Here is an 8,039-nt window from a genome sequence, read left to right as displayed (position 1 = left end):
ATGCTATTTTGGCTCTGAATAAGGGCGCAGCACTCGGTGGTTTTTATCATAATACCGGCGAAGGCAGTGTCAGCGATTATCACCTGCAATACGGCGGAGACCTGGTATGGCAAATTGGTACCGGCTATTTTGGTTGTCGCGACGAACAAGGCAACTTTGACGCCGCATCCTTTGAGCGTGTAGCTACAAAGCCGTCGATTAAAATGATCGAGATTAAATTGTCCCAGGGTGCCAAACCCGGCCATGGCGGCATTTTGCCCGCCGATAAAAACACCGCTGAAATTGCCCGCATCAGGCTGGTGCAGCCTGGCACCCGGGTTGACTCACCGCCGGCGCACAGCGCTTTTGGCACGCCCTTGGAGATGATGCAGTTTATTCAGCAACTGCGTGAGCTGTCCGGTGGCAAACCTGTCGGTATCAAGCTGGCAATTGGCCGCGCCAGTGAATTTGTTGCAGTCTGCAAAGCCATGGTTGAAACTGGCCTCGCGCCTGACTTTATCACCGTCGATGGTGGTGAAGGCGGCACTGGCGCTGCACCGCTGGAGTTTTCCAATTCTGTCGGCATGCCCCTGCGTGAAGCGCTGGCATTTGTCTGTGATGTGCTGACCGGTTTTGGTTTGAAGCAACAGGTTAAAGTAATCGCCAGTGGTAAGGTGTTCACCGGCTTTCATCTGGTAAAAAATCTGGCTTTGGGTGCCGACATCTGTAACAGCGCGCGCGGCATGATGATGGCACTGGGCTGCGTACAGTCTCTGGTATGCAATACTAATCGCTGCCCGACCGGTGTTGCTACACAAAACCCGGCACTAACCCGTGGCTTAGTGGTACCGGATAAAGCCAGCCGGGTTGCCCGCTTTCATCAGGAAACCGTACGTGCCTGTATGGAGATTATCGCCAGTGCCGGCCTTAAACATACGTCGGAGCTGAACCGCTCACATATTTTTCGCCGTGTCAGTGAAACCGAAGTACGTCGCTTTGATGAAATTTACACCGAGCTGGAGCCGGGCTGTCTGCTAAATGGCAAAAGCCCGGTTAAATTTACTCAGGCATTGCACGAAGCCAGTGCAGACAGCTTTGCCCCTAAACGCTACGTAGCCGACACCGGACTGGGGCTGAAAGTGCTGGAGCAATAAAACTCAGCGCTCCCAGTACGCCTCTTCCAGGCTGTCCTCACGCTCTGGCAAGCCTTTGGATAACCGGGGCGCGTTCTGCACCAGTATTTCATAGCTGACACGGTTAGCGTATTTACAGATCTGGGCAAAAGACGAATACGCCAGGTAGGGTTGCTCGTGTTTACCTGATAACGGTTGCACCTGCTTGTGAAAATGATTCGCCGCCATATCATGCAAAATGGCCGACAGCGCCCCATCACCCGCGCCATTAGTGTTTTTAATCCGCTCCGGGCCACCTAAATACGGGTCGATATGCGAGTAAACTTTCAGGGGCTGTTCGCAGTGAGCGTGTAACATCGGACGGCTAAACTCATACTGGTTAAAATCGGCCAGACTGGCTGACTTTATCGGATTGCTGCTTTCGCGCTTGACGCTGTCATCGGTATGGCCACACAGATACAAACCTTCCGGCCCGGCGGTGATCAATACCATGTCAGTATGATCCAGTATCGCCTCGGCCGCTTTTAGCGGATCGGCAAAGCCGGTTAACGCTTCAGCTTCCAGCTCATTCATCGCCAGCACATTGACGTACTGCTTAATCGTCGCCAGGATTTGTTCGCGGTTTTCCTCGACCAGATGCCGTGTGCCCAGGCTCATTACCACCGGCACGTTATGCGTTTTGGCATCTTCCAGCGCTTTTAACATTGCCTGCTGAATAGGTTTACCCACTGCGCGTAGTGGATAAGCGCTAACTACAAAAGCAGCAGCGCCGGCGATAATGTCTGTCGGAATATACTCGTGGCTCAGCTCGTCCATATCACTGGGGTCGATAACAAAGGTGCGCTCGCCATCAGGTGTAATCATGGTAATACCACGACCAATATCACCGGAAACGCCTTGCAGGTGGTTCATATCCACCTTCGAGCTGGTATGACAGACATAATGATAAGCTGGCGAGCCAAGCGCGATATTTGCTGACATCACGCCAAGCAGTACCGACTTATCATCGGCCAGTACCGAGTAGTTGTGAATAGTGTTACCGATAGTACCACCGGCGAAATGATCAGAAATAGCCTGCTGCGCCACCAGCTCCTGATAGATCAAATTGGCTTTGCCGTGCTCGACCAGGTTAGATAAACCTTTACGGATAGCGTATTTATTCAGAAACTCATCGCTGACACTGGCCACCACATCAACAATAGTTTGATCCAGGCCGACAATATAGGTATCCAGCTCTGGCCGCACTTCAAAACTGGGCAGCTGTGGTTTTGGCTGGGATACCGGAAAATAATGTTTAATCTTACGCAGGCCGGGAAATTTCATCTGTAATACCGCTGTTATGCCGGAAGAAGCAAAGCGCGCATTGTAACAAAAAAGCCGGCGCTGGCGCAGTGCTTATTCAGTGCTGTGGCGCAAAAATACCGGTTCATTCGCGGACGATTGTTCAGCGCTATATTGATATCCTGCTAAATCAAAGCCTTTTATTTGCTCTGCTGTGCTAAGGCGCTGTTCGATGATATAGCGCGCCATCAGGCCCCGGGCTTTTTTCGCAAAGAAGCTAATAATTTTGTACTGGCCATTTTTAAAATCTTTAAACACAGGTGATATCAACCGGCCCTGCAGCAGCTTAGGTTTAACCGCTTTAAAATACTCTTGCGACGCCAGATTGACGACGATATCAGTCTGCAACTCACTCAGCTGCTGGTTTAACTGTTCGGTAATGCTGTTTTGCCAGAAGGCATATAAATCTTTGCCATGCGGGTTTGCCAATTTAGTGCCCATTTCCAGCCGGTAAGGCTGCATCAGATCAAGCGGACGCAATACACCATACAGACCACTTAAAATGCGTAAATGTTGCTGGGCGAAATGGATATCGTCGTCCGTTAAGCTACCGGCATCCAGGCCCTGATACACATCACCGTTAAAAGCAAACAATGCGGCTTTAGCATTTTGCTCGGTAAAAGGCAGTTGCCACTGGGCAAAACGTGCAGCATTTAAGCCCGCCAGCTTATCACTGATGTGCATTAACGAGGATAAATCTGCCGGCGTTAACCCTTTGCAAATATCTGCCAGTTGCTGGCTCTGCGCCAGCATAGCGGGCTGAGTAACATTTACTGGCTTTGCCAGAGGCTGAAAATCAAGATCTTTCGCAGGCGACACTAACAACAACATAAAAAAGTCCGTTCCGGTGTGAAAATTTAATCGAGATACAATTCGGGTAATTGTGGCAGTAACTGTGCCAGCCGCTGCTGGTTCGCAACTGACTTGGTGCTGAATTCCAGTGCAGTCATCGCAGATTTCGCCAGCGGCTTTAACGCTTTATCTGCTGGCAGCTGCGTAAGCGTTTGCAACAGATTCAATACCAGCCCAGCATTGCAGGGCATGAAGACAAAAGCCTGGCGCAGTAATGTCAGTGCCTGGCCGTTGTCGCCAGCCTGGGCCTGCTCCATTCCGGCCTGATTCCACTGCCTGATTTGGCCACGCAGTTGCTGCTCTTGTTGCAATAGATATTGTGCGGTTAAACGTTGGCATTCGCCGGTTAAATCGGCTTTAGCCGGCTTAAAATCTTTTAACTTAGCCAAACAGGCGTCAGCCTGTTTCATATCACCCAGTGCGAATGCCAACCTGGCGATATCCACAATCGACTCGGGATCTGCAGGATTGTAGTCTGTCAGTACCTGCTCAAGCTGCTGTTGTGCTTCAGCAATATTGCCCTGCAACAGGCTGAGCATAGCGCGCAGCACTGTCAGTTCGGCTTCAGTACCTTCGTTGACGAGTTTCTGCGGCATTAACGCCAGCGTATCACTGGCTTTCTTCAGCCGGGCAGAAAACTCTTGTCTTGGCGCGCGCTGTGCTTGTTCTAACTGAATCCGGGTCAGTGCAAAATAATAATCGGCCTGGTCAAAGGCCGAAAACCGGTACTGCTGGATCTGCTTTTGCCAATATTTACTGCTGCCATCCTGCTGGCCATTTAATAACATAATGCAGCCATTCGCCTTGTGAGCAACCAAACTGATACTGGCCAGTTTCATCAGCTCAGCCAGCTGCTGGCCCGCCTGCTCCAGGTTAGCCTGACGCAGATAAAGGCAGCATAGCCATTCCAGCGCTTCTGGCCGGGCATCGTCTTGCTCAACTAATGCTAACAAGCGGGATTCGGCTGCTTTATGTTCCTCTAGCTGCAACAGGGCGACAGCCTGGCCCAGCATAGCCCAGCTGAACTCCCGCTGCTGTGAAACCTGTTCATACAGTTTCAACGCAGCGCTGTAGCTGTGATCGGCCATTAACACCTCAGCCATCAGACGCAATGCAGGCAGGGATGAAGAATTAACGGCGTTAATTACCGGATCAAGTTCCAACTGGGCAGTTTTGTAGTCCTGTTGCTGTAAAGCCTGATATGCTTTTCGCAGTTTTACCCGGTTATTCCAGGCTTTAGCCAGCCGTTTCTCCAGTTCTACATAAGAAAAAGGTTTGAGAATAAATGCATCAGGCGCACCTTGCAAAAGCCCCAGAACAGGCATGCGCCGGGGCTCTGCACTCATCAGTATAAAACAGCAGCCTACCCGCAAAATTGCTTGCTGACTCAGATCGGTAAAAAACTGTAGCGCATCTTTACCGCTACCGAGGTCAAAATCGGCCAGAATAAAATCAAAGCTATCTTTTTTTGCCAGTGGCATAGCCTGTGTAGCATCAGCAACCGTGGTAATATTGTCGAAACCAATTTGCTGCAACATACCCTTAATAGAGGCACGTACCGGCTCGCAGTCTTCGATTAGCAGAAGTTTTTTGCTTTTATAAAAACTGGCTTGAAAGATCATCGAGATCCTGTGCTAATTTACATTAATGACATAACGCCGGAGCTGTCCGGCACAACAAACGCTATAGTAACTTACTTTGTGTATACAAGGCTATCAGGGTTATATTTCTCTTAACCACTGCAAGCTGTTGTAATATTCCTACATTAATTGCTTATTAAAGGTTGAATCACTAGAATGTGATCAAAAATACGGTAATAAAACAATATGAGCGACTTACTTAGCCAACTGAAAGCCGTGACCACAGTCGTTGTGGACAGCGGAGATCTGACTGCCATCGAGCAGTTCCGCCCGGTAGATGCAACCACCAATCCCAGCCTGCTGCTAAACGCCAGCCAGCTGGAGTTTGCCAAACCGATCCTGAGCAGCGCCATTGCTTACGCCAAAAGCAAAACCAGTGACAGTGCAGAGCAGCTTAGCCTGGCCTCTGACAAATTTGCTGTCGACATTGGTACCGCCATTGCCAAGCTGGTACCTGGCCGCGTATCAACCGAAGTGGATGCCCGCCTGTCATTCGACACTGACGCTACGGTTAATAAAGCGCTGCAGCTTATTGCTCTGTACAAAGAGAACGGCGTTGCAACCGAACGTATCCTGATCAAAATTGCGTCTACCTGGGAAGGCATTCAGGCGGCCCGGGTGCTGGAGCAGCAAGGTATTCAGTGTAACCTGACGTTATTATTCCACATGGCCCAGGCCAGAGCCTGTGCCGAAGCCGGTGCATACCTGATTTCACCTTTCGTCGGCCGCATTCTCGATTGGTATAAAGCCAGCACTGGCAAAGACTACACTGCCGACACAGACCCAGGTGTATTGTCAGTGCGCGAGATCTACCGTTTCTACAAACAACACGGCTATAAAACGGTTGTGATGGGAGCCAGCTTTCGCAACACCGGTGAAGTACTGGCGCTGGCGGGTTGCGATCGCTTAACGATCAGCCCGGCGTTACTGGCCGAGTTGAGTCAGCAACAAGGTGAACTGACAGTGCATTTACGCGACGAAGGGGCGACAACAACAGCACCGGCAGCGCTGACTGAAAGCGAGTTCCGCTGGGCTCTGAATGAAGATGCGATGGCGACAGAAAAACTGTCTGAAGGCATCCGCAAGTTTGCAATCGATCAGCGTAAGCTGGAGCAGGTTATTCAACAAGCACTTTAACTACAACATTACAGGGGATTAGAGTATGTCCGTTTCGTCATGGCCCGGATTAAAAGCGTTGGCAGCACAACAAGGCTCGTTACGTCAGGCCTTTGCTGAAGATCCGACGCGGGCTGAGCAATTTAGTACTCAGGCTTGTGGCATCACGCTGGACTACTCGAAAAACCTGATCAACCGTCAGAGCTGGCAGGCATTACAGCAGCTGGCTGCACAGAGCCGGATTAAACCGGTGCTTAGCGCCATGCTAGCTGGCGAGAAAATAAATAACACCGAGCAGCGCAGTGTCTGGCATATGATGCTGCGTAAAACAGATGTATCCGGCCTGATGCTTGATGGTGAGAACATTGGCGATGCCATTCATGATTGCCGCAAGCGGATGACAGCGCTGGTCAGCCAGTTACATAACGGTGAATACCTCGGTTACACCGGCAAAACCATTACTGATCTGATTTGGGTAGGGATCGGCGGCTCGCTGCTGGGGCCGCAGATGGCAGTTGAAGCACTGACCCCTTACCACTGTAGTCCGGTTCGTTTACATTTTGCCGGCAACATCGACGGTGCAGTGGTATCCGATATTGTTAAAGGGCTGGACCCTGCAACAACACTGGTCTTTGTGGCATCCAAATCTTTTGGCACTGAAGAAACCAAGCAAAATGCGCTGGCGATCCGGCAATGGTTTAAAGACCACGGTGCTGACAGTGCAGCTATCGCCCGGCATTTCTGGGCAACCTCGTCAAACATCAGCGCAGCGGCAGAGTTTGGTATCGTTGAGCAAAATATTTTGCCGATGTGGGACTGGGTTGGCGGCCGCTACTCGTTATGGTCTGCAATTGGTTTTCCGGTCGCGCTGATGATAGGCAACGCACACTTCGCCGAGCTGTTAAAAGGTGCAGAAGCCATGGATACCCATTTTACTGAAGCGCCGTTCAGTGACAATTTGCCGTTAATATTGGCACTGCTGGGTATTTGGTATATCAATGGTTTTGGTTGCCAGGCTCAGGCGCTGTTGCCATACAGCCATTATTTGCGCTTACTGCCCTCTTATGTGCAGCAGCTGGATATGGAATCTAACGGCAAGAGCGTTGATGTCAACGGCGTTGCGGTAACAGAAGCCACAGCACCGGTGATTTGGGGTGATGCCGGCACTAATGGTCAACATGCTTATCATCAGTTGCTACACCAAAGTGCACTGGCCGTGCCGGCTGATTTTATTCTGCCGGTTAAACCTGCGCATAAACTGAGCGATCAGCATCAGCGCTTGGCAGCGCACTGCTTTGCACAGACCCAGGCATTAATGCAAGGCAAAACACTTGATGAAGCCACCGAGGAATGTCTGGCAGCAGGAATGAGCAGCGCTGAGGCTACTGCACTGGCGCCGCATAAAGTTTCACCGGGCAATAAGCCTAGTAACACCTTATTGTTACCGGAACTGTCGCCCTATTATCTCGGTGCCTTGATCGCCATGTATGAGCACAAAGTATTCTGCCAGGGCGTGCTGTGGAACATTAACTCTTTTGACCAGTGGGGTGTGGAGTTGGGTAAACAACTGTCAGGCCCGATATATCAAGCTTTGTCAGGCGCGGCAGCAGATAAACTCGATAGCTCTACGCGGGCACTGATTAAGGTATTTTCACAACAAAAATAATTCAGTAAAAGCAATTTTGTCATCGTATGGTCACTTAGTTGTTTTATTTTCAGGCAAAGTGTGGTAAATCATTTGTTGAAAATAACAACAACAACTATCAGAGAGGCCAAACTATGGAAAGCTTCGAAGACTTACTGAATATGTTGGAACGTCCTGCCGCTAAACCCCGTGCGGTAAAACGTAAATGGCGCGAAATAGAACAGTTGAAAGAGCGGCAGCGCTTGAAAAAAGAGCTCAGCGACATCGACTGGACTATTGAACCAGAACTGACCGATATCGAATTATAGAACAACGCCCGCTGTGATAAGCGGG

The 8,039-nt window shown here is 50.3% G+C and carries 7 protein-coding genes; 4 read left to right on the top strand and 3 right to left on the bottom strand.

Going from position 1 to position 8,039, the window contains the following annotated elements; all coding sequences use genetic code 11:
* On the top strand, positions 1–1,133 hold a 1,133-nt coding region (locus VIN66_RS10870; RefSeq protein ID WP_331924016.1), incomplete at its 5' end, for an FMN-binding glutamate synthase family protein.
* Positions 1,134–1,136: 3 nt separating this feature from the next.
* Here the strand turns inward: VIN66_RS10870 and VIN66_RS10865 are convergent.
* From VIN66_RS10865 to VIN66_RS10855, 3 genes are all read right to left on the bottom strand, one after another.
* On the bottom strand, positions 1,137–2,435 hold the full coding sequence (locus tag VIN66_RS10865; RefSeq protein WP_331924015.1) for an inosine/guanosine kinase: 1,299 nt from the start codon (positions 2,433–2,435) through the stop codon (positions 1,137–1,139).
* 72 nt (positions 2,436–2,507) lie between these two features.
* Positions 2,508–3,284, bottom strand: coding sequence for a peroxide stress protein YaaA (gene yaaA, locus VIN66_RS10860; protein ID WP_331924014.1), 777 nt, complete (start codon positions 3,282–3,284; stop codon positions 2,508–2,510).
* A 26-nt stretch (positions 3,285–3,310) separates the two neighbouring features.
* Positions 3,311–4,927 (bottom strand): tetratricopeptide repeat protein, encoded by a 1,617-nt coding sequence (locus VIN66_RS10855; protein ID WP_331924013.1) that lies wholly within the window; start codon positions 4,925–4,927, stop codon positions 3,311–3,313.
* Between the two features lie 204 nt (positions 4,928–5,131).
* On the opposite strand from VIN66_RS10855, the gene tal reads away from it, so the two are divergent.
* From tal to VIN66_RS10840, 3 genes are all read left to right on the top strand, one after another.
* Positions 5,132–6,082 carry a transaldolase gene (tal, locus tag VIN66_RS10850; protein ID WP_331924012.1) on the top strand — a complete coding sequence of 317 codons (951 nt, stop codon included), beginning with the start codon at positions 5,132–5,134 and terminating at the stop codon, positions 6,080–6,082.
* 25 nt (positions 6,083–6,107) lie between these two features.
* Complete coding sequence (gene pgi / locus VIN66_RS10845) at positions 6,108–7,727, top strand: glucose-6-phosphate isomerase (RefSeq protein ID WP_331924011.1); 1,620 nt, start codon at positions 6,108–6,110, stop codon at positions 7,725–7,727.
* A gap of 113 nt (positions 7,728–7,840) precedes the next feature.
* Positions 7,841–8,014: a DUF3545 family protein gene (locus tag VIN66_RS10840; protein ID WP_331924010.1), complete on the top strand. Its 174-nt coding sequence runs from the start codon at positions 7,841–7,843 to the stop codon at positions 8,012–8,014.
* The last annotated feature ends 25 nt before the right edge of the window (positions 8,015–8,039 follow it).

Source organism: Rheinheimera sp., assembly GCF_036568245.1.
Taxonomy (GTDB): domain Bacteria; phylum Pseudomonadota; class Gammaproteobacteria; order Enterobacterales; family Alteromonadaceae; genus Alishewanella.
Note: the sequence above shows the minus strand (reverse complement) of the source record. Positions and strands in the feature narration are given on the sequence as shown.